Here is a 25,355-nt window from a genome sequence, read left to right as displayed (position 1 = left end):
ATCTGACCTGCTACGGGTGCCGCCTTCTACATAAGTGCTGCGCTGTATAAGTAGGTTTTTATCCTGACAGTCTGGGGGCGGCTACTTTTTGTAAGTAAGGAAAACCACCTCGTTCGCAACGTCCTTCGGAACAAAGCCCAAAAAGGGAAAGCCCGAGCACAGGGAAAACCTGAGCGCCCGGGCCAAGGGGATGTTACCCTTAAGACAGAGGATACACCCGCCAAGAAAAAAGGGGGCCTTTCCCCAAAGGCCCCCGTAGCTTTTAAAACACGCTGGTCCTTGCTCCAAAGGAAAGGCGGGTTTTAATACCCCCCTCCACCTCAGCGGATATGAACCAGGCCTGGAACTCGGTGTAGAGGGAGAACTTGCTAAAATAGCTCCATTTTTCAAGGGTGAAGTGGGGGAATTCCAACTGGCCCACCACTGCGCTGAGCATCAGGGGGGTGCCGCTCGAAGTTTCGGTGAAGTAGCTAAACTTTGCCCCTAGGGCCACATGGGCTGAAAGGAAATTCCAGTCGGGCCCAAAGAAATAACTAAAGGGCAAGGCCGCCACGTTAGCCAGAAGCTTCCCACTGTAGACATTTCCATAGAATCGTTGTTCTTCTCCCATATAGGTCTGGGGAATATAGCCAAAGGTCCCCTGAAGTTTTACGTTGTTATCGAAGAAGGTGAGCCCCAATCCCACATTGTAAAGGCTTTCACCCATGTATCCCCCATCGATATAGAGCCCCTGAATGAAGGCGGGGACCTCATAGCCCGCTTTATCGCCCCGGCGGAACACTACCTGGACCGAAGAAAGCTGGACATCGTCGGAGGCAATGCCATATACCGGCAGCTTTTCGTTGTAACGCCCTCCTTCTACGGGGAAGAGCATCTTGATTTCGGGGGCCGTCTTATCAAGATTTAAGAGAAGTTTTGAAACCGCCATGTCTCCATTCTTAAACCGGGCCCGGATTACCAGGGGAAGGGGCCCTTCGGGATACTCCTGGGTCTGGAGACGGAACTTCCATCGATCCGTTCCCTGGGCAGGGAGGAAGGACCGTCCGTTATCGAGGCTTACCTCCACCGCCAGTACCTGGCGCCCCTGGGCCCTTTCTCGGGCCAGTTTTTTTACATCCACCTTTTGAGGGGGACTTTCCTGGGCAAGGCGAGTCGCCAGGGCCTGGTCATCCGCTTCTTCCCGTTCCAGGTCCTGGGGATGCACAAACCAGCCCGCCGTCCCTTCGAGCCAGGGCCTACCGGGCACATAATCACCGGAGGCAAAGGCCTTTGCCTGGAGCCAGGGACCAGAGCGGAGCCATTCGATAGGGACCTCCTCGCTACTAATCGTAGCTCCCTCTTGATTGATGTACCGAACCACGAGGGTATGGGTTCCTGACTTAATCTGATCGGTTGGAACATCGATGGCAAACCAGCCCAGGCTGTTAGGAGCCACGGTGATGACATCAAGCCCATCCACGTAAAGGCTCACCCCGCTGGGAATGCGGCTACTGCGAATAAATCCCTGAACCCGCAACTTTCCTGAGACCCGCTCCCCCCGCACCGGCGTAGCAATGGCTATCTGCTCATCAAAGTAGGAAGGATCCAATTTTATGTCCCGGCTTACCGTGGTCTGGTTCCCCGCCTTGTCGGTGGCGGTAATCCGAAGCCCATACTCGCCGGCGGGAAGGTTTCCTATATCAATCTCCGTGGAAATAATAGGATCCAGCGGAAGGGAGACCTTTTTCTGATGGGTTTCAGGGGCGGCCTTATTAAAAAGATAGACCTCGCAGGACATAAGTTCCTGATTATCCGAAACCCGGCCACTCAAGGGAATTTTTCCCCGATAGGTTTTCATATCCACCGGCACATCAAGAGAAAGCTCCGGCGGGGTGTTGTCCACCGAAATGAGACCCGCAAAAAAGCCCGTGGTTTCGTATCTATCCGTAGGCCGAACATAGAGAGAGTGGAGTCCATCTTTCAGAATTCGGGTATCCAGTCGATAGGTCCATTCGGTGGTTCCCAGCACCTGGTTAAAGGTAAGGGCATTATCAAAGGAAAGTTCCACTGTAGCAATGCCGTTCGCATCCGAAGCGGACCCCTTAATGGTCACGATCCCCCGGACGGTAGTATCCAGACTGGGGCTGAGTACCGTAGCCCGGGGTTCTTCTTTTGAAATTCGGTAGGTCCGTTTTACCGGATCAGAGGTAACCCCGTAGATATCTTCTCCAAAGATCTCCACCGTATGTTCGTTATCGGTCGTATCCGCCAGGGACACTGGAATAACAAACCCGTTCCCTTCTAAGGGAAGCCGAACAAAGGGGCCTTTATCAAACCGATAATGGATTGCCGCAAGGCCATCATCGTCAAAGACCGCCCCGGAGATGGTAAAATCATTGCGGATAATTTCCTGTTCTGCGGGCAACTGAATCAAGACGATCGGCTTGTCCTGACCGACATCTACCAGGAAATTTCCTTTGTAAAGGGTGACATTCCCCGCCCGATCGGTTACCCGATACTGAGCCTTATCAGGGCTCGCCCCTTTAGCGCTCGCATCAAAGGAACCGACCCCATAAGCGGTATTCTCCATTACCTGCCAGCTTGTCCCGCCATCGGGGCTGTATTCGATGCGGGCCACCTGGCCGCTATCAGATACCGTTACCGCCGTCGTAATGGTACCGTTCACCGTATCGGTTGAAGGTGGCAGTATTGGCACCACCTGGGGCACTTCCGTATCAATATTGATGGTCCGAGAGAATTCCGCAAAACGACCCACATCGTTTTCGAATCGGAACCAGACCGTTATCGCCCCCGTGCCGGAGGGAAGGAAGGAGGTGGCAGCCCCGCCAAGGGTTGCCACATCGTTAAGGGGAAGATTTCCGCCGTAACGGCGAGGATTAGCTTTTTCTGGAAGGAGGGAAATTTCCTGCCACCGCTCCCCATCGAGGGACCAGGTAATTTTTTTAACCCTTTCAGCCTGGTCATATTCAAAAAGAAGCGGGATGTCGCTCCGGTACCACCCATCTTCCTGGGGTTGCTGGATTTGAACCACCGGAGACTGGAAGGCAAGGACGTAGTCCTTTACTCCCCAGGGAATGTTGTCCCCATCGATGGTTTTCACTATCAGGTTTCCCCGATATGTTCCATTCTTTCGGGGCGTAACTGTCACGAGAGACCCCGTATATTCTATGGATAAGAGATCCGTCGCTGGTTCAAAACGGATTTGCTGAATAGGGCGGCCCACAAAACGGAGAATGAGGGGCCTTTCATCGGTAAACCGAAGGGTGGTCTTTTCTGCGTCGATCCGGGAATCCTCACCATATATCCCTTCCCCATCGAATTGTCGTGGGTTAGAAACGGGGAAAATCCGATACAACGATACAAGCCGGCGGGCGGTGTTTCCCTTTTCATCGGTAAGGAGGATATTCCAGGCAGTGCGATCAAAGGGAAGATTCCCGGGGACAGGGACCTGGAAGGTAAAATCGCCGCTTGAGGCTTTCTTAATAGTCCCCCGTAATGGAGGACCTTCCTGCACCGTCACTTCCACCTTGCTCAGGCCCTCGGGTGCCCGGACAAGCCCTTCCAGTACCATGCCGCTATCGAGGGGTAGTGCGTCGGCTCCATCCAGCAGAACCCTGCTATTCTTTGCGACCACCGCAAGTTCCTGCATTAGCGGCGGGGTCCCTCGCCGTTGCAGGGTCTGTCGAGCCTGGTCCGTTTCTTTTCCGCTCAGGTCGGTGGCCACCACGGTGATGCTGTGACTCCCGGCAGCAAGATTTGCCAGGGGCAACTCCACAAAACCAGGGGTTTCTATCGTTTGGGGACTCTCTTTGTTTATAGTTACTTTATATGAGGCAATCCCAAAGGAAGAGGTAGCAAGGGCCACGAGGGAAGGTCCGGCGGAGGGAGTTCCGTTCTGGCTTACCCCAGTACCTCTGGAACTTTCATCGGCCTCTATCGAATACAGCGAAAGCAGGGGCTTTTCAATGGAAGGGTCAAAGGTAACCTGGGCCGTGGCAGAGCCACTCTTCCCCGTTGTATCCTTTCCAGATACCTGAATAGGAAGGGGGCCCGCTTTTCCCTGGGCGGTTTCCAGAACCACCACCCCGGCATAAAGATTTTCCCGCACCACAAGAAGGTCTTCCGCGGTAAGCGCCCCCTTCTTATTTCCCACCGCCCAGTTCACCCCACTTAAAGGGGCACCACTTTCTACGGTAAAGAGCAGGATGGTTCGGTTCCCGACCGTACCGCTCGGATACAGGATCTGGAAGCGGGGGACAGCCCCTTTTGCGGAACCAGCCTTTCCGTCCGCGGCGCCGGAACCTTCTGGGGCTGGAAGAGTTCCCTGGCCCTGCCGTAGCGCCCGGAGCACCTCATTGGAAACCGTAAGAACCGTTTCGTTACCGGCCCGGTCCACCGCCCGGATCCGCACCTGGTGGGGGACATCTTCCGCCAATACCTGGAGGGGCAACGCAAAGACCTCTACGGCGGGGAAGCTCTGGAAGGGCCCCTCATCCACCCGGTAGGACAACTCGGCAAGGCCCGCCGGATCCCGCACTATTCCCGCCACTACCGGCAGGGAGACCGCACCGGTTGGACTAATTAACTCAATCTGGGGCCCCTCGGTATCTTTATACAGCGCAATCCCCCGGCTTGAAACATTCCCCCCACCATCCCGGGCAACAAGTTGTATCCAGTAGGCACCGTCAGGAAGCTTTTCCAGGGGAAGCGTAAGTCCAAGGGGAACCCTTTGGGGGGAAGTGCCGCTATCCCGGGGGGCATTTCCTCTCTGAGAAGGGGCGGTAAGGGGCACATTCTCTTCCATCACCACCTGGAAGCGGGAGTCCCGAATCTGGTACCTTAGGGCAACAATACCCGCCGGGTCTTCTACCGCTCCTTTTACAACAAAGGAAGGGGTTCGCACAAAGGAATTGGCCGGTACCTCCAGGGTAATTGAAGGCCCCTGCCAATCGGCCACAAAGGTAAAGGCCTGGGACCGAATTTCGTGGCCCCGCCCATCGATACCCACCACCACGTGGGGGCCGCTTACCCCTTCGCCCTTCATTTCAATATATACCCGGTTATCCTGCAGACGAACCGTGCACAGGGAACTATCGGGCACCAGTTTTACCGACACCAGATCCCGGCCAATGGCCCGGCCTACCAGGGGTCGAGGCATACCGTCCTTTTCGGGGACAAATACTACCCGTCCCGCCTCATCGATCCGCTCGTCGGTAAAGTCAAAGGCCGGCTCTCCCCGAACAACCCCATAGTTAGTAAGGTAGAGCTGGGTTTTTAGCGTCCCCTTGCGGCCCGCACCGTCGGTAACTTCAAGCAGAAGAGGAATCACTCCAAAGGGCCCTGTGGCGGGAACTGGCACCAGTACCTGTCCGGAGATGTTTCCCTTTACAGAAAGGGACTGGCTTTTTTCATTCCCGAAGGTATAGGAGAGACTTTCGTTTTTATAGCCACCGCTTAGTTTAACCACCAGGGAGGCCTGGCTATCGGGGGCAAGTTCCATGCCCGGGACAAAGGGCTCGCGACGGGAATCTTTACCGCCCCGCCCAAACTCCACCGCTTCTATCGATAGGGTTGGTGGGGGGCCCACATCTTCGATGGTAAGGGTCGTTACTGGTCCCACGGTTCCATGCACATCAACGGCCTGGAAGGAAAGGGTATGGGTCCCTACGGCAAGGTTTGCAAGTTCTACAGAAAAGGCCCCCGTGGTACTGATCACCGTAGGCGAATCCTTATTAAGCCAGTACCGTAGTTCTTTCACCCCATCATCGTCCTGGACCCGGCCGGACACAAAAAGAGAGCCTTCGGTACGGACTGTTCGGCTCTCCGGCCCCTTCCCTTTTCTTGCATCCGACGGACCAGAAAGGAGGGCCGGCCGGGTCTGGATCAAACTGATTCGGGGAAGATCCCGCTCCCGGTCGATAGGAATTCGGTATTTTTTGCTCGAGGTATTTCCGATGGTGTCCCGCGCAGTCAGCACCAGTTCCAGTTCTTTCTGGACTGAATCCGGCAGGGTGTAGGCAACATTCCAGTAGGGGTCCCCCGCCCGAAGGGGGATCTCTCCCGAGTCTTTTCCAATGGCCCAGGTGAGCGTCGCTACGGCCACATCATCCTGGACCTTTCCCATGAACCGTACCTGTCGGTCCACCGCTTCGCCCTGCTTTGGATAGACCAGTTCTATCACAGGGGGTTTGTTATCCACCACAAAAATAACCGGCTTTATACCTACCGAGCCACAGCCATCGGTAGCCCGCACCAGCACCACCGTGGGCCCGGAAGGGATAACTTTTGTATCGATGGGAGCCACAAAAGAAAACTCTCCCTTTTTTCGGTCCCAATTTCCCTTTGCGGGAACATAATTCTTCCCATTATCAATAGAATATTCTACTTTAACGACCTCGTTCGCATCGGTGGCTATTCCTCGAATTTCTATCTTTCCTGAAAGCAGGGCCCCTTCGGCGGGGGCCGCAATAGTGATCACCGGTTTTTGGCGATCCATATCAAAAATCACCGTTTTTTCTGGTCCCGCAAGGCCGTTGATATCCATACCCTTAACCGTAATCTTTCGCCGCCCATCGGGTATGGTACCAGCGGGCATATACACCGACCAGAACTCTTTCCCCTTGGCGGTAATCCATTCCCCGTTATCGATTTTTACATATACTTCGTGAACCCCATCATCATCGCTGCAGGTGCCCACAATGTTAAGGTCCCCGGTGACATGCATACGGGGAAGGGGATTGGCGATGGAAACCTGAGGAAGATCCGACGCAGGATCAACATAAATGTTGATAGGGCCTGCGACCTTTTTGTTCCCCGCCGAATCCTGGGCTTCCGCGTAGATGTTATAGGTTCCCGGTTTCTTGGTAGAAATATCAAAAGCGCTCGACCAGTTTTCCAATCCTGCGGCTTTTTCTTTTTTCTCCTCCCCCTGGCCTCCCGCAGAGAGTCCCATAAGGGGCCCCATACAGAAGATAATCCACACCATCCACCAGGCCATAACCTTCTTTGTATGCATAGACACCATCCCTGGTAAAAAGTAAGATTCGAGCACCATTTCCAGGGCCTGTCAAAAAAATGAAGGCCCTTCGTATATCTAAGAAAAAATAGCAAAAACCGGGCCAATTATGGTTTTTTCAAACACAAAATAACATTATGCATTATAGAAAGTTATATCCTCATCATGGTAAAAACCCTTTAACCATAACAACAAAATAGTCGAAGTATCAACAAAAATGTCGAACCACCAACCAATTTCTCTATTATTCTCAATTATGCTCACCACTCCGGCCACTGACTACAAAAGGAACATTCCACATTCACTTTCTTTTTTATAAAGAGTCATAACGACACAATTGTAAGCGTCATATTGATACAGTCATGTTATTTTTATCCAGGAACACACGAAATTTCATAAAATTAAAAGATACCACAAACGGTGCGTTTTATCTATCTCATTTAATCACAATGAGATAGTAGATCAAAAAAAAGAAAAACACGTTTGGCACGCTAATTGCTATAACATGTATGCCCACGGGGGCATACAATATTACTGAATAGAAAGGAGGTTTCTATGAATCTGATACCTCGCCGACGAAACTATGAACTGGATCCTATCGAAGAGCTGGAACAACTCCAGCAACTGATGAACCGCTGGTTTGACAGCGGTTGGGACAACATGGGGCTGCTGGACCGGGCAGTAGCGCCGGCCATGGATCTTGTAGAAACACCCGACGCCTACTATCTGTATGTAGATCTTCCCGGTATCGATAAAAAGGACATTTCCCTTACCGTCGAAAACAACGTTCTTACCCTGGAAGGGGAAAAGAAAGGGAAGGATGAAAAGAAACGTTTCTTCCGCAAGGAAACCTGGGAAGGATCGTTCCGGAGAACTATTTCTCTTCCCAATGCGGCGGATCCTGAAAAGGTTAAGGCGGAGCTAAAGAACGGGGTGCTGACGGTCACCATCGGCAAAAAAGAAGAACTCAAGCCCCGCCAGATCGCCGTTCAGGTCAAATAACAATGAGAGAGGAGGAACCTATGAACACCATGGTAGAAACAAAGAAAAATGAACCCAAGAAGGATAAGCCCATTCAACCGGCCTGCAGCATCTGCGAAGAAAATGGGCTGGTCATTGTCCGTCTTGAAATGCCCGGCGTGGATAAAGAGGGCATTGAAGTAAGCGTTGAAAAGAACGAACTGGTGATCCACGGGAAACCCGCCGAAACACCCGTCGAAGGAACCTACCTGATCCGGGAACGCCATAGCGGAGAATACCACAAACGTTTTATCATCGATGACACCATCGATCGGGAAAAAATCGAAGCGGTCATGACCGACGGAGTACTGCAGCTTACCCTGCACACCAAAGAATCGGCCAAGCCGCGGAAAATTGAGATCAAGTAAAAAAGCAACTATCGTTGGAGGACCGGCAGGTACCATACCGCGCCGGTCCATAGTAATTCGCACCCCATCAAAAAGAGAAAAGCCCTTTTATAAACCACAATGATATCTTGCTATCCCCCTTAAAACACCACCGGCACCGCATCGGGCTGTGGAGCACTCTGAAGAACTTCTTCTTGCCGCACATCCTTTTCCAGAAGGACCGTGGGGTTTGCCATGATTCGTTTAAAGAGTTCTAAAACCCGGGCAAAATACAGCCCCTCCCCAATCCGTTCATCCACCGTTATTTTAAAGTTCATCCAGCGGTGTAGGGCCTCGGTTCCGTCCTTCCTCTGGACCTTTCGCCGCTCTATCCGTCCCATGACCACAAAGACCGAGGCGCTTCCCCATTCATACAGGTGATGGAAGGGCGCATCCAGATTAAGGCTTGCCAGGTTAGCCACATACACCGACGTATACAGGGGATCGCTTTTAATCATCCCCCCTGGCGCGATATTCAGACGATCAAGGAGACGGAATATCGCTGTCGCAATCCGATAGCCGCCGGGGATAGAGGCAAGGAAATACATTTCCTTCTCGTCTGGGCTGAGTTCTTCGCTCTGGGCCCGGGCAATGGCCTCATCAACCTTTTGGGCGACGGTGAAAAAATTTTCCCCTTCATCAAAAAAGATCTTCGCGTCCGTTTCCCGGGCATCCTCGGTGAGCTGTTTTTTCACAATAAAAGAAATAGATCGGTAGTTGCGCTCATAGATATGTCGTCCCATCACAAATCGATTCATAAGAGGTTTTTCTTCGAGCACCCGAACAATTGCCGCAATAACCACATGAAACAGGCCAAACTTCTTTTCCCCCTGGACATTGTTGAGATCCCGCACCATCCGGAGGGCCGGTTCAATATCAATATCCATTGAAAAATACACTGCCGCTTCGTTACGTCCCCGCATCACATAGGGGAGAATTTTTTGGAAAGGATTCAGTTTTTTTACCCGTTTTCCATCAGGACGATCCACAAAGATCATAAGCGGTTCCTCCGATTACTCTAAGCTACCGCCCTCCTCCACGAGAGAAGCCAGTGCCTCCAGTATACCAGAATTTGAAAAAACAATGGAGCTTTTCTTACATGAATGCCATCGTTCCTCTTGCAAGAACTGAACAAAAGAAGTATAGCGGGGGGCGTAACAGCCCAGATTCTCCTCTTTCAGGAATTTAAGCAGACGGTAATCATTCTGGGCTACCCATTCGGTACACAAAAAAGGCCGCTGGTGATACAGGGTTTCCATGCAGGTAGCGGCCCCTACCTTCCCCGTTACCACATCACAGAGGGTATAGAGATCTTCCATGCAGGAAACCTGTCCGAGGGGCACAAGACGTCCCTTCCGAGGACGGGTGGCCAGGGCCTGCATCCGCTGAAAAAGGGCCTGGTTTTTCCCGGTGACCACCAAAAAATCGAAGGGAAGATTTTCTTCATAGGCCCGTTCCACAAAACCGTAGACCCGTCCCAGGCCCTGGGCCCCGCTCGTTACGAGCACCACCGGCTTACCGTCGGCCCCAACACCATACAGGGAACACAGCTCATCCCGTCCCTTTTCTGAAGATTTCATGGCAGGCAAGAGGGGATAGGGGACAAGACCAATTCGGTCGGGAGCAATTCCCCGGCGAAGCAAATCGGCCCGGGCCCATTCAGAATGTACCAAAAAGAGATCTACCGCAGGATCCGCCCAAAGGGCATAGGCGTTCAAGGGATCCACCACCAGGGCCACCACCGGAAAGGAAAATCCTCCCTTTCTTCGAGCCCATGCCACGGCCCGGAGCACCATAGGATGGGTAGCCACCACGAGGTCCGGCGGCTGAAGACGGAGGTACTCCAGGGTTCGGGAGAAAAACTGGGGCATGGCACAGCGTAATACCACAGAAACGGCGGGATACAGGGTTTCCATGGCGCGGTAAGATAGGCGCACCACCACCGGATGCGGGATAGAAAAATCCCAGGCCCCCTTGATGCGGCGATCATCATCCAGGGCCCCGACGGCATGGACCATATCAAGCACATCCACCAAAACCTGGGGACCATACCGATCGATCAGGGCGTTCTGCAGCACCAGAGCGGGCCCCCGGTGCCCATAGCCCACCTCAATCATACCGATGAGGATATGCTTCTTTTTTTCCATTCTGGCATTCCTTATCGCTTGAGAGGGCTCGACTCCCGCACCATGGTACCGGTTTTAAGAATTTCCACGATTTTGTAGGTCCCATATTTTCGGGCCTTCAAAAAACCATCCCAGGCCATTTCGGCCAAGCGGCCCTCTTGCCACAGGTCCCAGAGCCATTCATGGGTGTAGGGAGGATCCTTTTGATCACAGCCCCCCTGGATTTCTAAAAGCCACTCCCGGTTATGTTCTTCCTGGGAGCCAATGGGAGGGGCCATAATAATGGGGAGTCCCAGTCCCGTATAGAAGGAAAGTTCACTCGGTTTGGTCCACAACACATCGGTCCTATGGAGGGTCTCCGCAAAGACGCGGAAATACCCATCGTCACTGGGATCATGGATAACCTGCACACCCCCCGCAAGTCCCCGGTATCGCCGGCCAACATCATCGAGCCTTTCATAAAAATACTGGGCCACCTCGGGGCGCTTACCCGCCACCAGGTTAAGCCGGAACTCCCCCCGAACAATCCGGGGAGCCAGGGACTCAAGGATAGCGGCGCCAATCTCCCGCTGGGCACCGGCTCCGCCGACCGCAAAGGTAACCGTGAGGGGAGCCCCTTCTTCCTCCGTAAGCTGATCCCGGGAACAGTCCAGGAAATGTTCTACCGAATGGTGATGCAATGGCCAGAAACGATTGGTTGGATCAAGGCGCACCAGGCGCCGGGCCAGATCTTTTTTCAATATGGAAAGATCCTCATTCCCAATAAGTTCCAGGGGCAGGGGGAAACCGGTCATGTAGATCCGTTCGTCGGGGACCCCATACTGCTTAAGCCGCCGCAGGGCCCGTCCACAGGGAACAAAGTATTCTATGCGACTTTCGGCAGGATGGGAGGCGACCCATACCCGGTTAATATCCGCATCGCAGATCACACAGTAGATCCGCTTGAGCCCTGCCCGTTCGGCGGCCAGAGCCTGGGCATAAAAGGTGCTCACAATAGGGAGCTTCTCTTCCTCAACTTTCCTTAAAAAAGATCTACAGAGTCCCTTTTTAATAAGGTTATCCACCAGGGATGTTTGAATCGTTGGTTTAGAAAGATCCCGGAACGGATAGGCCTGGGGGATCGACATGAGGGAATCCATAATTCCAAAAAGGGCGTTACCCACGAGGGGCCAGGATTTTATTCGGGAAAGGGCTTCGTAGGTATGACGGAGCCGGTTCCAGAGGGCCATTTCTTCCCTGTCCGTATCCGCATCGCTTCCTGCAATAAGAACCCCTCCTTTGCCAAAAGGAGCCAGGGGCCAGGCTGCCCTTTTATGCCCTAACCCCATATCCGCCGCGGTAATCCATGCCAGGGGAGTAATGGGAGTCGCCATCGTTCTTTTCTCCTTTGCCGCAATACCATTACACAGGTGTATGTACCAGATTAATTATGATGCTTTCGGTCCCCCTGTGCAATCCTAACAAAAGGGCGCCCTGCGGCCCAGTCTGGTTTCAATCTAATCCCAACGGCAGAGCAAGGGTTGTGCTGAGGGGTGATATTTTACTCGCCTATCCCTTTTCATAGGGCCCCAAAAACGGTATAACTATACCAGACATGGAATTTACAGAATTTTCACTGCACCCCGACCTCCAACGGGGAATCGCGGAAACCGGGTATGTTACCTGCATGCCTGTTCAGGAAGAGGTGCTCAAAAACGCCTTTGGAGGACACGATTTATACGTACAATCCCAGACAGGTACTGGGAAAACCGCGGCCTATCTTATCGTTATTTTTCAACGGCTCATGACAGAGCCCCTGGTGGCAGGTAAAAAAGCCCTTATCATGGTTCCCACCCGGGAACTGGCAGTTCAGGTAGAAGAAGAAGCCAAAAGTATTGGTCGCTACTTACCCATTAAGATGGGAAGCTTCTTTGGGGGTGTGGGCTACGGCAAGCAGTACCAGATGTTGCGAGATTCGGTACAGATCATCATTGGAACTCCCGGCCGAATTCTAGACCTGGTAGACTCCCGCCATATGAATCTGAGCGATGTGGCCTTCCTCGTCCTGGACGAGGCGGACCGCATGTTCGACATGGGCTTTTACCCCGACCTCCGCCGCCTGAATAAGGTGCTTCCCCCTACGGAACGACGCCAGACCATGCTGTTCAGCGCTACCCTTAACCTGTGGGTAAAGAACCTCGCCTGGGAATACACCCAGGACCCCGTAGAAATCCAGATTGAACCGGAGCAGGTGACCCTCGATACTATTGAACAAAAGCTGTACCATGTAAGCAGCGATGACAAAATGAAGCTCCTCCTCTGGATTCTTAAAGAGCGGAATCCCGAGAGTGTGATTATCTTTTGCAACACCAAACGTCTTGCAGAGGTGGTAGCCAAGCGACTTCGGATTAATGGGTATGACTGTGAGTTTATTATTGGCGACCTGCCCCAGACAAAGCGGCTTCAGATTATCAACGATATAAAAAGCGGCAAACTGCGCTATTTAGTTGCCACCGACGTAGCGGCCCGCGGTCTTGATATCGATAACCTGGCCATGGTGATTAACTACGAACTTCCCCAGGACGCAGAGAACTACGTTCACCGCATTGGCCGTACTGCCCGGGCAGGGCGGCAGGGTGTGGCCATCAGCCTGGTGGGCGAATCGGATGCCTATGAGCTCCCGGCGATCGAAAAATACCTGCATAACCGGATTCCCGCCGAAATGGCCAGCGAAGAGATGTTTATCCCCGACGCCAGCGAAGGCCAGTACATCCCCGTGGACACCTATGATGAATCCCCTGACAGGGATCAGCGTCGCCATCGACCGTTACGACGCCGGGAAAAAGGCGATTCCCGTCGGGGGCCCCGGAAAGAATCGGCCGGGACAAAAACAAAAAGGAACAGAACGAACGAAGAAGGACCGTCTCTGGCAAAGCTCGCCGTAGATGCGGCAGTAGGAAGAACCCCGGATCACCAGGGGGCATCTGCCGGAGGAGCCTCCGGTAAGAAGAGAACATCGGGGACTCCCCAGGGGAAAAGGGAACGCTCTCCCCAGCGGACAGCTAAAACCGCCTCACTTTCTGCTAAGTCCTCTGCCAGGCCCGGGAAAAAACCACAGGAGAATCGGCGACCCGATCTCAGCACCATGACCTTTGAGGAACGGATGGCCTTTTATCGCCAGAAATATGGTCCCAAAGGGAAGGTGGCCCCTCTACCACCAGAGAATCGAGGGAAAGGCCGACTTGAACAGGCGACGCCCAGTCCTGCACAAGGGAGCACGCCGGAAAAAACAAAACAAAAGGGTGGCTTTATTTCCCGGCTCATTGCATTTTTTAAAGGAGAACGATAGTTGTGATTACCATAACAGATTTACGGGTTGCCTTTGGGGAACGGGTCCTCTTTAAAGAAGTAAATTTAAAATTTACCCCCGGCAACTGCTATGGCATCATTGGGGCCAATGGGGCGGGAAAATCTACCTTTCTGAAGGTTCTCTCGGGAGAAATCGAAGCCGACAGGGGAGAAATATCCATAACTCCGGGCGAGCGGATTGCCGTGCTCCAGCAGGACCACTTTGCCTTTGAATCCTATTCGGTGATGGACACGGTTCTCATGGGCTATCCCCGCTTATATGCGGTGGCTAAAGAACGGGAAGCTCTCTATTCCAAAGAACACCTCACCGACGAAGAGGGCCTTAGGGCGGGGGAACTGGAAGCGGAATTTGCAGAACTGGGGGGTTGGGAAGCGGAAGCCCAGGCAAGTCAGCTTCTTTCCGGCCTGGGCCTTGAAGAAGAGGCCCAGGGCAAGATGATGAGCGAACTTGACGAAGCCCAAAAGGTACGGGTCCTCCTGGCGCAGGCCCTCTTTGGGAATCCCGATATCCTTCTCCTGGATGAGCCCACCAACGGTCTAGATCTTGAATCCATCGAGTGGCTCGAAGAATTTCTGATCGAATTTCCCAACACTGTGATTGTGGTTTCCCACGATCGTCACTTTCTTAATACAGTCTGTACCCATATCTGCGATATTGATTATGGGCGGATTACCATGTATGCGGGGAACTACGATTTCTGGTATAAGATGAGCCAGATTCTCCAGCGACAAGCCCGGGAGCAGCAGAAAAAGAACGAAGAAAAGGCCCGGGAACTTAAAGAGTTCATCCAACGCTTTGCAAGCAATGCCTCGAAAAGCCGTCAGGCCACAAGTCGTAAAAAGGTCCTTGAAAAGCTGGAATTGGACTCAATTCCGGTTACTACTCGAAAATTCCCCTACGTGGCCTTTAAACCAAACCGGGAAATCGGCAACAATGTACTTCGGATAGAAAAACTGAACTATACGGCTCCCGATGGAACGGTGCTTCTTAAAAACTTTTCGCTGACGGTGCACCGGGAAGATAAGATCGCCTTTGTAGGGCTCCAGCATCAGGCAAAAACGGCCCTTTTTGATATTCTGGCGGGGGAACTTGTCCCTCAATCGGGGGACATCGCCTGGGGACAAACGGTGAGTTTTTCCTACTTTCCCCGGGAACATGGGCGCTATTTTGACACGGACCTTTCCATCACCGATTGGCTTAAACAGTTTTCCCCGGACCAGGACGAAACCTATGTCCGTAGTTTCTTGGGAAGGATGCTCTTTTCTGGGGATGAGGCACTAAAACCTGTCCGGGTACTTTCTGGGGGAGAAAAGGTCCGCTGTCTCTTAGCCAGGATGATGCTTTCCGGGGCGAACGTTCTTATCCTTGACGAGCCTACCAATCATCTGGATCTTGAGGCCATCACATCCCTCAACGAAGGGCTCGTGGATTTCCAGGGGGTTCTCCTGTTCAACACCCACGATCACGAGTTCATCACCTCCATTGCAAACCGGATTATAGAGCTTCTCCCCGATGGAACCTATATCGATCGGATGATGAACTTTGAAGACTACCTTAAGGACGAACAGGTAAAGGAACTGCGGGCCGCCGCCTATCATCACCGGGAGCGGCTTCAGATTTAATTTTTCGGGGAAGCGCTGGCCCAGAGTCCCCGTTTTTGAGATCGGGCAATATTTTGGGCCTGCCGAAATTCCTCTAAGAATTGAAAGGGATAGCGGGTATAGGCATAGGCGTATCCTTCTTCGATAAGCAGTTTGTTCACACAGCGTCCGTCAGGAAGGTACACATAGGCCAGCAATCGGCCATACCGATCCCGCAAATCCCAGTCAAAGGCAAGAAACACCCGCTGCTGTAATAACAGGCGACGAGCATATTTTTTTGCTTCTTCCCCAAAGAAACCCACCGGCCGGGGGGAGCTTTCTGTTTCGGGCGCATCAATCCCCAGAAGCCGGATGGTTTCTCGAGCCTTCAGGGAACGGGGAATGGAACCGCTAAGCCGTACCTTGATGGTATCTCCATCAACTACTTCTTCCACAAAGGCCGGCAGGCAGCGGCTTAAAACCACCTGGGAAGAAAAGCTTATGTTCTCTTTATTCACCCGATACAGGTCTTGCCGCTGGGATGAGGGGCTCTTAGCGTAAAGATAGGAAATAGAAAGTACTACGAGGAGAACCCCAATGGCTGGACCTGTTTTTTTCATAGAATCGGACACCCCATTCTAGCGAATGTTAAAGTAAAACCGTTCAATGTAACGTACCCGCCGTTGAGCCTCGTCATAGCGGCTACTGGTGGGGAATTCCTCAAGGAGCCGTTTATAGGCATCGTAGGCTTTTTTTATGTCCCGCTGAGGCCCCTGGGTTTCAAAGATCTGGCCCATAAGCCAGAGGGCTTCGTCCGTTCCCGCGGGATACGAATCATACATCTGATTGAGTAGATCCAGAGCTGCGGCATATTGGTTTTTCTCGTAGGCATCCCGAGCCTGGCGAAGCAACGCCTCCAGGCTCGTATTTTCAGGGAGCGTCGAGGATGCGGGAGAAACACCAGAAAGCGCAGAAAGGCCCGAAGGAGTCCCACCAGAAACTGCAGAGAGGCCTGGAGCAGTCGATGTAGCCTGACCCCCCGAAGTACGTAGATTCTGGGCCCCCGCACCCGTCGTAGTGGTCCCTGAAGGGGCCCCACCCGGCGCAGGTCCAGAGCCTCCCGTTGCCGCAGGGACAGCCCCCTGTGAAGCAGAAGAGGTTCCGGCGGCGGCCCCGGGGGAAACATTCGCCGAACCACCGGCAGTTCCTGATGAAGCAGGCGCTGAAGTTCCGGTATTTGCTGGTGGCACCGGGGAGAAGGCAGAGGTATTGTCCCCCTGCTCTCCTTTTGTGGAAGAAGAAATGGGGCTTGCCGATTGGTCCCCAGTTCCCTTCGACGATTCCGGGGCCGCCGCCGGGGCAGCAGCTACAGAGCGGGGGGGCCAGCGTGGTTCGGCTACCACCCTTCCCCGATCAGGGGCAAGGCGAAATCCGCCGGTTTCAGTTATTTCGGGGTTCTGGATAACCTCCACCCGCACATAATCATTTATCACATAATCCTGCAAGAAATCCTGACGAAAAAATTTCAGGCTATAGAGCCCCACATTTTCGGCTCGAAAAATAAAGGTCTGGCCCTCCGGATCGGTTCGCCGTGAATCGTAGACAAGCCCCCGCCGCCCCGCCACTTCTCCCAAATAAATCCATCCACCCCCCTGAAAAGGAACTTCCACAAGCTGTCCTACCAGGGCTCGCACCGATCGGGAATAGGAAAGCGCTTCAGGGAGTGCCCCTTCCCCCCGAACCGCAGGTTCAGGAAGACTTTGAAGGGGCGAGGCAGGGGATTCAGTTTTCTGTTCAGCCACCACCGGTTCGGTGGGTTTAAGCACCGGCGGCGTGGTTGTTTTCTTCTGTTCCGTTGATGAAGTTGAAGAAGCCGGCGGTTTTGTTTCGGCGGGCCGTTCCTGGCGTGGGGATGTCCCCGAAGAATCTTGAGAAAGGGATTTTCCTGTTTGCTCTTCGCCGGTCAGGGAAGAAGCGGTTTTATCTGTAACTACTGCAGTCTGAGATTCTGCCGGTATTTTCAGAGGGGCAGAAGGTTCGGGGAATGCCGGCGGGGATGGCACTTCCCCCACCAGAATGGGGGGGTCTCCTAAAAAAAGAGGGGCCTCAGAAAGGTCCGGGCCAGCTGTTTTCTGTGTTTCCAGGGCTGATTCTGGGCCAGGGGCCTTAGCCTCTGCAGAAACAGAAACCTCTTGTGGGGAAGGGGCTTCCGCTTTTTCTCCAGGGGATTCTTGCGAGGCAGGGGGCACCGTCTTACAGGCCAGAACACCCGCCATAAGAAGAGGGAATATGTTCCAATACCTTTTCATTACTCCTATAGTATCACCGCCCCTCATTTTCCGCTACGGTATTCCTGGAAGCTCGAATGGGCCGAAGATCCTCTTCCCGTACTTTACTAGGATCATCAATCCCCGGAGGTAGTTCCATACCAACCTCTTCTTCCACATCTTCTTCTTCAAAGGATTCTGTTTCCTCAAAGGTTTCTCGGGGATGATGGCGGGCCTCTTCATTTTCCAGACGCACCGATATTACCTTGGTCACCCCCGATTCTTCCATGGTAACCCCCAAAAGGGTATTGGCTCCGGTGACGGTTTTCTTATTATGGGTAATTACGATAAATTGACTCGTACTGCCAAACTCTTTTAAAAGCTGAACAAAGCGGGTCACATTCTGTTCATCCAGGGCCGCATCGATTTCGTCCAGAAAACAGAAGGGAGAAGGCTTGACCATGTAGGTAGCAAACAGCAGGGCCACCGCCGTCATGGATTTTTCACCCCCCGAAAGGAGATTGATATTCTCGAGTTTTTTCCCCGGCGGCTGAGCATATATTTCGATACCCGACTGAAGCACATGGTGGGGATCCGAAAGACGGAGTTCCGCCCGACCACCGCCAAAAAGACGGCGGAACATGTTGTGAAAGTTCTTTTTGATGCGGTTATACGTGGCAAGGAAGAGCTCCGACGATTCAGAACGGATTTCCGCGGTAATCCGTTCTAGGTCCTCCCGGGCCCGGGCAAGATCCGCAAGCTGATTGCTTAAGAAATCGTAGCGCTCTTTTACTTCCTGGAATTCCTCTGGCGCCATCAGGTTTACCTGGCCAAGCTCTTTGAGAGCATTCCGCGCTCCGGCCAGTTTCTCCCGCAGTTCTGCCTGAGGAGCTGTAATGGTATACATCCGCTCTTCAAATTCCAGAAGGTCCCGGGAATGGGTTTCCCGGAAGTTATCCAGGAGATTCTTTATTTCCGTTTCAAGCTGGGCAAGCTCGAGGTGCTGCTTTTCCAGGTTTTGCTGGATCTTCCCCTTCTCGGCAACCTTTTTCTTTATCAGTTCCTGCTTACCCGCCACATCTCCATTTCGCCGGGCGATATCTTTTTCCAGGGCATCCAGTTCTTCTGCCAGGGTGCGCCCCCGCCGCTCTATATCGGCGATATCCGCTTCCACATCTTCCAGTTGCTCAAGAATCTCATCCCGCCGTTTTCGGTCCAGGAAAAGTTCATCCTGAACTGTCTTAAGAAGCCCCTCCTGACCGGCCAGTTCCCGTCGGATGAGCCGGGCCTGTTCCTCTGCCGCCTGTGCCTGGGTACTCATGCGCACCCGGCTTAGCCGGAGTTCTTCCAGGGTTTTTCGGTATTCTTCGATTTTGAGTCCCAGACCATCATTTTCCTTCCGCAGGTCTTCAATCTTTTTCTGAAGATCCTGAATCCGGCTCTTAAGGACCCCTATTTTTTCATCCAGTTGACGTTTTCGGGTAATAATCCCTTCGGGGGCTAAAAAATCATCGATAAAGGTTGGCGTAAGCCTCTTGTAAGCATCAAAAAGCTGGACCAGCTCCGCTACATCCTGTTCTGTATCTGTAGAGGCCCCTTCCAGGGTTTTGGCGATGGCCGCTCCATCCTGAGGAGATAAGGACAGGGTTCCCTGGGAATAGCCAGTAAGCATGCGCACCATATCCTGGAATATATGTTTTTTCCCCTCTATATGGGTTTTGAGTTTTTTAAGGGTTCCATCAAGAGCTTCTTCCAGGCGACGCCGTTCAGCCACCGAATAGCCTGCCCCTTTGAGTCCTTCATCCAGGGCCCGGACAATATCATCGGTTAAGGCCGTGAGATCCTGTTCCAGACGGAGCCGTTCTTCTTCATGGGATCGAATCGCTTCCTGCGAACGGCGCACCTCTTCTTCATTTTCTCCAATATGATGGGATGCAAGCTGAATATTTTCTTCAAAGGTCGTGATATTTTTTTCGATTTCTTCGAGGCGCTTTCGGAGGTCCCGCACAACCCCATCCTGCTCCTGAGCATCATCAGAAAGCTCTTCTATTTTAAGTTGAATAGCCCGTTCCCGTCCTTCGTTCTGAGTAATCTTTGCAAGAATTTGCTGTCGTTGCTCCGCAAGAAGCCGGGCTTCTTTTTCTTTTGCATTTTTTTCTACCGCAAGACCATAGAGTTCTTTCTGATGCTGTACCAATTGGGCTTCCATGGAATTTACCATATCCATGTTTTCTTCCAGGGCCCGATTTATAGCATCCAACTCTGCCTGAAGTGCATCCCGTTGACGGGTCGTTTCTGTCACAGCCTCTTTTTTGCTTTCCCGCTCGTTGATAAACTGTCGCAACCGGAGCAGTTGAATGTCCAGTTCATATTGAAAGATTTCTTCTTTAAGTTTTCGGTACAGTAAGGTCTTTTCAGCTTGAACTTTCAAGGTATCGTAGGAACGCTTAACTTCTCCCAAGATACCTTCTACCTGGCGCATGTTTTCTTCGGTCTTTTCGAGCTTCCGTTCTGCCTCGGCTCCCCGGACCTTGTAGCGGGTAATACCCGCCGCCTCTTCAAAAAGATACCGCCGTTCCTCGGGTTTTGAAGAAAGGATCTGATCGATCTTACCCTGTTCCATCACCGAGTAGGCCGCCTTGCCTACCCCCGTATCCCAGAAGAGTTCCCGGATATCCTTGAGCTTTACCGGCGCCGAATTGATGTAGTATTCGCTTTCACCGGACCGATACAGCCGTCGTTTGATCTGGATTTCCGGCACATCCAGGGGGAGCACCCCTGTCTCGTTTGCCAGCGTAATGGTCACCTCTGCCACATTTAGGGGTTTTCGATGTTCTGTCCCATTGAAAATGACATCTTCCATTTTCTCGGCCCGCAGGGACTTGGAGGTTTGTTCCCCCAGCACCCACTTGATGGCATCCACCACGTTGGATTTACCACAACCATTGGGGCCTAGCAGGGCCGTGATTCCATCGGAAAACTCGATGCGGGTCCTATCTGCAAAGGATTTAAAACCAAATATTTCCAGGCTTTTGAGAAACAAGGCGAACTCCGTTTATGAGATACAAAAGAATAGGAGGTCCCCTCCTCCATGACGATACTTCTTAGCATACCATGGCAGGCATATGGGGGTCAAGAAAAAGAGGGGGGCATGTTCTGTAAACAGAGAGCCCCCTCCGTCAAAACAAAGATCAAAGTATGAAAGCAATTATCAAGAAACTAATCCCTGAAGCAATAGGGGCCCGTTGCTTGCACAGCCCTTTCTATCCCTCAGGACTTTTTGAAAGAGGGCCTCTCATGCCCCTTCCCTTATAGAGGGGGCTTTTTCAAGAACTCATGTCTAGGCCGCACATCACCGTGAACAAAACCGGGTGATCCCATGCCTATGGGCGCTTTCGCAAAATTTTTCGTATGAATTTTCCCGAGGGAGAAAGGTCTTCTTCTTTCCAGGTACCCTTCCCTTCCCGATCGGCGTTGTACACCAAAAGTCCCGAATCTTCCCCTTTATTGTTCAAAGACCAATTAATCCAGGAAATAGAGTGCCGCTTTAAAAAGGAAAGCCATTCTTCGCTTTCCTTGATAAAGGGCCCCTCATGACCACTTGCTAAAGTAGTGCCCCATTCGGTAACAAAAATGGGTAATCCCTTAGCTAGAGCCCGTTCTGCCTTATCCCGCAACTCTTTTCCGTGGCTTCCCGCATAAAAATGAAGGGTATACATGATGTTGGACCAGCCCGTGATAGGATCCTCTGCAGCCACATCCACATCCTGACTCCAGGTAGGGGTTCCTACAATAATAAGGTTATCCGGATCATACTGTCGGATTCGGGCGATTACTTCTTCCGCATAGGGCTTTATCACCCCGCTCCAAGTGACGTCCTTCCCATTGGGTTCGTTACATATTTCATAGATAAGATTAGGAAGATGCCCATAGGTAGCAGCAATCTCAGTAAAAAATTCTAGGGCATCCTTCTTATATGCCTGGGGCGTTCCCTCCCGCAGGACGTGCCAATCGACCACCACATATAGCCCCAGATCCCGGGCCGCCTCTATAGAATCGATTACCCGTTGTTTCAGGGCGCGATTCTGAATGTAGCCTCCTTCGGTAAGGTAGAGGGCCGCCCGCCAGACATCGATATGCCAATCATCCCGCAACCATTGCAAAACAGCCTTATTGGCATAACGCCCATACCATTGGAGACCATGAGAACTAATTCCCCGCAGTTGGATCTTCTTCCCCTGTTCATTCAGGAGAAAAGTGCCTTCTACGCGGAGCGCCCCATGGCGCTCCACCGGTGTCTTGGACTCTGTAGAAGCACATCCCACAAGGAAAGCTATACAAGCAACACAAGCAACTCCCCATCGCAACCAACGCAGCATGCCCATGAACCGTTCCTTTTTTATTCTTTCAAGCTCCCCATCGTAATACCCGCAATGATATACTGGGACATAAAAGCATAGAAAATGATAATCGGTACAAGGGACACCGTAATCCCAAGGTAAATAGACCCATATTCAGTACGGTAAATATCTCCTCGCAACATTTGAACCAGCATTGGCAGGGTATATTTTTTAGGATTAGAAAGAAGGACAAAGGGAGTCATAAAATTGTTCCAGGACCCAATAAAGCTAAAAATTGCCTGGGTTGCCAGGGCCGGCTTGATTACCGGCAGAATGACCATATTAAAGGTATAAAACTCCCCGGCCCCATCGATGCGGGCCGCATCAATAAGCTCAAAAGAAAGGACCGATGCCAGATACTGACGAATAAAAAACACTACCGCCGGGGCTGCAATAGCTGGCAACACAAGAGGAATGTAACTATTGAGCAGTTTGAGTCGAGCCACAAATTGATAAAAGCCGATGAAAGGAAGAGAAGCAGGAAGCATCATCACGAGGAGTATGAGTCCCCAGATAAAGGCCTTCCCTTTAAAATTATACACATGCAAGGCGTAGGCGGTGAGAGCAGAGAAATAAATAGTTAATATACTCGTGGTTACCGCAAGGAAAAGGCTGTTACCAAACCCCTGGCTAATCTGGAAATTGCGATTGGTTAGATTTTTCCAGTTATTTATCGTATTATTCCCCGGGATAAAAGAAATGCCTTCATTAATCTGGGCATTGCTCCGCGTCGCATTAATGAGCATTAGGTAGATAGGTATAATTACCAAGAGGGTAATAATAAACATAAAAAGATAGATAGCATTTCTGGTAAAGGCACCTCGCAAACGGTAATTTGGTTTCATTTTTCACCCTCCACAGTATGGGCTTGTTTTCCCCGTTCCAGCATAAAAAAGTAAATAGCCAGTGCCAGAATAATGGTTATGATAAATATACCTATCGAGATAGCCGCTCCATAGGCATAATCATTGGCTCCCTGGAATGTAATGTTATAAAAATACACCATCATCGTTCGGATCTTATAATCCGGTGCACCTCGCATATCGGTTAGCAAGAAAGGAATTTCAAAAAGCTGCATTCCCCCGATCATCGAGGTTACCAAAAGATAGAGCATCATAGGCCGCAAAAGAGGCAACGTAATATACCAGGCTCGCTGGGTTTTATTCGCCCCGTCAATCATGGCGGATTCAAAAATAGAAGGATTGATACTGGTAATACCGGCCATTAACATGATAAGGGTATGCCCTGTCCACAACCACCACTGGATATAGGAAACTATACCCCGAGAAACAGGCACGCTTCTAAAGAAATTAAAAGCTTCTTTTATTGTTTCTCCATTTTCTGCCACCCGGGTTGCCCAAAACCCCATCCGGGTTAAAAAAAGATTAATGGGCCCGTTCGGATATCCAAAAAGGCTTCGATAGAGCATTGCCACCGAGGCGGCACTTAAAAGGTTTGGCAAATAAAAAATCGTCCGAAAAAGCCCCTTATACTTAAGACGAAGACTATCATCGGTAAACCACAGGGCAAATAAAAGGGCAATACCAAGCTGTGGAATAAAGTTAAAGGTCCACATGATAAACGTATTCTGAATTGATTCCCAGAAATACTTATCACCTACCAGTTTCTTGAAGTTTGCTAACCCAATTAAAGTAAAATCGGAGCGTAAACCCTTTAAATCACTAAAACCAATTAAAAAAGTATAAACCGTGGGCCACAATTGAAAAGTGGCATAGGTCAATATAAAAGGTAAAACAAAAATATATCCATATTTGTTTAATCGGCGCTCAATACCGGTTGGTTTTCTCACACCCGCCCCCTCTCGTGTTGATACACATACTAAAAAAGGATGCCCGACGCACATCGGGCATCCCATAAACTTTACTAGCTATCGATTCCTAAGGTGTTCTTAACCTGGGCTTTAAAGTCTTCGAGGGCCTTTTCTTTCGTCTTTTCTCCATTTATGTAGGCGGTAACAGCTTCATTAAAGAGCGATTCGATAGCCTGATCGGTACCCTGCATGAGGCTTCCATCAATGGGATCCACCATGCTTGCAAAGGCCGCATAGTGATTCTGCCCACCCAGGAACTCTTCAGAATAGGTGTCTTTAATCGCATTGACCACATTCTTATTGGAGACCATGTCCCCCGTATCCTTTGCCCACTTGGTCAGGAATTCATCGCTCGTTGCAAGGTATTTAATAAATTCCTTTGCCAGGTTGGGGGATTTGGTACCCTTATAAGCCGCAAGCCAGGTACCACCCCAGAAGTACGAAGCGGGACCCTGGATCATTGCCCAGTCACCCTTGGTATCAGGAGCATTGGTCTTTAAGACATAGTGGAGTCCCCAGGTAGGCAGGAAGTAGGAGAAGACCTCAATGAGCTGACCCTTTTCATTCTTCAACTCACCCTTCATACCGGCGAACCATCCTTCTGACCACTGACCAACCCGACCTTCATATCCCTTATCTTTGAGGGTCTTCGCAATATCCATATAGGCCAACATGGCGGGATCAATAACGAGTTTTCCATCTACTACCCACGGCTGTTTGCGGGCGCCCTGGAAGGGTTTAAAGAGGTCACCGATGGAGGAAACTACCACACAGGTACCTTTGGATTTTTGTTTTAAGAGCTCCGCAGTTTCGAGGAACTTGTTAAGGTTGGCAAAATATTCCTGAACCTTGGCGGGATCATCGGTACCAAGATATTTTTTCGCAAGGCTTCGGCGATAGAACAGAGCACCGGGCGTTACCTGCCAGGAAAGTCCGTAGACCTTACCATTATAGGTTCCTACCTTAATGGGGTATTCATACATCTTGGATTTTACTTCTTCTGCCACATCGGTAATATCAAGCAGGAGTCCCGACTCGATGTACTTGCGAACAAAGGCCGCTTCCAGAGCAAATACATCAGGAGCACCCTGACCAGAAGCAAGAACGGGGTCCAATTTGTTGGGGAACTGATCGGTGGGGGTAAGAGAATATTCGGTCTTTACATCGGGATGTGCCGGACCATAGTATTTATCAATCATGTTCTTTACTTCGTCCGTAAAGGACCATACGACGAGCTGTTTGGGCTCCGCCTTGCCGGCCCCCTGTCCTTTCGCACACCCGAGCACGAGGAGCGAAACCGCGACCAAAGCTAAGAGTAGCTTTTTCATGTCATCCTCCTTCACTATACTACCATAATCTCAATACGCAATCGATTGCGTAT

General features: G+C 51.5%; 15 protein-coding genes. 4 read left to right on the top strand and 11 right to left on the bottom strand.

What is annotated here, in order from left to right; genetic code table 11:
• Positions 1–262 precede the first annotated feature (262 nt).
• A complete protein-coding gene (locus C5O22_RS02780; protein WP_165910377.1) occupies positions 263–7,015 on the bottom strand; it encodes an Ig-like domain-containing protein in 6,753 nt (2,250 codons plus the stop codon).
• 555 nt (positions 7,016–7,570) lie between these two features.
• On the opposite strand from C5O22_RS02780, the gene C5O22_RS02775 reads away from it, so the two are divergent.
• Both C5O22_RS02775 and C5O22_RS02770 read left to right on the top strand, forming a co-directional pair.
• Entirely contained in the window at positions 7,571–8,017 is a 447-nt protein-coding gene (locus C5O22_RS02775; RefSeq protein WP_132779673.1) for an Hsp20/alpha crystallin family protein, read from the top strand.
• Positions 8,018–8,037: 20 nt separating this feature from the next.
• On the top strand, positions 8,038–8,403 hold the full coding sequence (locus C5O22_RS02770; RefSeq protein ID WP_132779672.1) for an Hsp20/alpha crystallin family protein: 366 nt from the start codon (positions 8,038–8,040) through the stop codon (positions 8,401–8,403).
• A gap of 119 nt (positions 8,404–8,522) precedes the next feature.
• Here C5O22_RS02770 and C5O22_RS02765 read toward each other — a convergent pair whose 3' ends face one another.
• Genes C5O22_RS02765 through C5O22_RS02755 form a run of 3 tightly spaced genes read right to left on the bottom strand, consistent with a single transcriptional unit; the run spans position 8,523 to position 11,920 of the window.
• Positions 8,523–9,419 (bottom strand): hypothetical protein, encoded by an 897-nt coding sequence (locus C5O22_RS02765; RefSeq protein WP_132779671.1) that lies wholly within the window; start codon positions 9,417–9,419, stop codon positions 8,523–8,525.
• Between the two features lie 15 nt (positions 9,420–9,434).
• On the bottom strand, positions 9,435–10,568 hold the full coding sequence (locus C5O22_RS02760) for an MGDG synthase family glycosyltransferase (RefSeq protein ID WP_132779670.1): 1,134 nt from the start codon (positions 10,566–10,568) through the stop codon (positions 9,435–9,437).
• Between the two features lie 11 nt (positions 10,569–10,579).
• The gene (locus C5O22_RS02755) at positions 10,580–11,920 is read right to left on the bottom strand and encodes a DUF6938 domain-containing protein (protein ID WP_132779669.1); all 1,341 of its coding nucleotides are present in this window, start codon (positions 11,918–11,920) and stop codon (positions 10,580–10,582) included.
• A gap of 221 nt (positions 11,921–12,141) precedes the next feature.
• On the opposite strand from C5O22_RS02755, the gene C5O22_RS02750 reads away from it, so the two are divergent.
• Together C5O22_RS02750 and C5O22_RS02745 are read left to right on the top strand one after the other, a co-directional pair.
• Positions 12,142–13,875 carry a DEAD/DEAH box helicase gene (locus tag C5O22_RS02750; protein ID WP_132779668.1) on the top strand — a complete coding sequence of 578 codons (1,734 nt, stop codon included), beginning with the start codon at positions 12,142–12,144 and terminating at the stop codon, positions 13,873–13,875.
• Between the two features lie 2 nt (positions 13,876–13,877).
• Positions 13,878–15,518 carry an ABC-F family ATP-binding cassette domain-containing protein gene (locus tag C5O22_RS02745; protein WP_132779667.1) on the top strand — a complete coding sequence of 547 codons (1,641 nt, stop codon included), beginning with the start codon at positions 13,878–13,880 and terminating at the stop codon, positions 15,516–15,518.
• Here the strand turns inward: C5O22_RS02745 and C5O22_RS02740 are convergent.
• The 7 genes from C5O22_RS02740 to C5O22_RS02710 all read right to left on the bottom strand — a co-directional run bounded on the left by C5O22_RS02740 (position 15,515) and on the right by C5O22_RS02710 (position 25,302).
• Complete coding sequence (locus C5O22_RS02740; protein ID WP_132779666.1) at positions 15,515–16,096, bottom strand: thermonuclease family protein; 582 nt, start codon at positions 16,094–16,096, stop codon at positions 15,515–15,517. The two genes, C5O22_RS02745 and C5O22_RS02740, sit on opposite strands and share 4 nt — an antisense overlap.
• A gap of 18 nt (positions 16,097–16,114) precedes the next feature.
• Positions 16,115–17,785 carry a tetratricopeptide repeat protein gene (locus tag C5O22_RS02735; RefSeq protein ID WP_165910376.1) on the bottom strand — a complete coding sequence of 557 codons (1,671 nt, stop codon included), beginning with the start codon at positions 17,783–17,785 and terminating at the stop codon, positions 16,115–16,117.
• Between the two features lie 13 nt (positions 17,786–17,798).
• The gene (locus C5O22_RS02730; RefSeq protein WP_132779664.1) at positions 17,799–20,786 is read right to left on the bottom strand and encodes a chromosome segregation SMC family protein; all 2,988 of its coding nucleotides are present in this window, start codon (positions 20,784–20,786) and stop codon (positions 17,799–17,801) included.
• Between the two features lie 340 nt (positions 20,787–21,126).
• On the bottom strand, positions 21,127–22,128 hold the full coding sequence (locus C5O22_RS02725; RefSeq protein ID WP_132779663.1) for a glycoside hydrolase family 5 protein: 1,002 nt from the start codon (positions 22,126–22,128) through the stop codon (positions 21,127–21,129).
• Between the two features lie 14 nt (positions 22,129–22,142).
• Complete coding sequence (locus C5O22_RS02720; RefSeq protein WP_132779662.1) at positions 22,143–22,988, bottom strand: carbohydrate ABC transporter permease; 846 nt, start codon at positions 22,986–22,988, stop codon at positions 22,143–22,145.
• On the bottom strand, positions 22,985–23,953 hold the full coding sequence (locus tag C5O22_RS02715) for a carbohydrate ABC transporter permease (RefSeq protein WP_132779661.1): 969 nt from the start codon (positions 23,951–23,953) through the stop codon (positions 22,985–22,987). Before C5O22_RS02715 ends, C5O22_RS02720 begins: the two co-directional genes overlap by 4 nt.
• A 74-nt stretch (positions 23,954–24,027) precedes the next feature.
• On the bottom strand, positions 24,028–25,302 hold the full coding sequence (locus C5O22_RS02710; protein ID WP_132779660.1) for an ABC transporter substrate-binding protein: 1,275 nt from the start codon (positions 25,300–25,302) through the stop codon (positions 24,028–24,030).
• Positions 25,303–25,355 lie beyond the last annotated feature (53 nt).

The organism is Treponema sp. J25 (assembly GCF_004343725.1).
Taxonomy (GTDB): Bacteria; Spirochaetota; Spirochaetia; order Treponematales; family Breznakiellaceae; genus J25.
This window is presented reverse-complemented; position numbering and strand designations above follow the sequence as displayed.